The organism is Paraburkholderia sp. SIMBA_030, from assembly GCF_046535245.1.
In the GTDB taxonomy this organism is placed as follows: Bacteria; Pseudomonadota; Gammaproteobacteria; order Burkholderiales; family Burkholderiaceae; genus Paraburkholderia.
The window spans coordinates 1-269 of record NZ_JAWRXB010000604.1 but is presented as its reverse complement, the minus strand read 5'-3'; the positions used below and the strand labels follow the sequence as shown (position 1 = coordinate 269).

At 67.7% G+C, this 269-nt stretch carries 1 protein-coding gene; it reads right to left on the bottom strand.

The features are described 5' to 3' along the window. The coding region (locus SB772_RS41375) for a DUF2863 family protein (protein ID WP_410838696.1) at positions 1 to 269 on the bottom strand (269 nt) is incomplete at both ends.

Sequence of the window (269 nt, the reverse complement as noted above, 5' to 3'; positions counted from 1 at the left end):
CCCGCGACCACGGCGCGAAGTTCCTGCGGTGCCGCACCAAGTGTGTCGAAAAGATAACGGATGGCCGTTCGGACCGTGTGCGGACGGATCCTCTCGTCCGCATCGCGGCAGGCCGAGTAGTACGCGTCCGGAAGCAGGCATTCGAACTCGCAGCCGGGGAGGGCGACCGACAGGCTCGGGCCGCCCTGGGCGGTCCACTGCTCGAGACACTGGCCGCGTTCGATCCGGTTGCCGTGCTCTTCTTCCTGCCAGCGGAACAGCGGTGCACC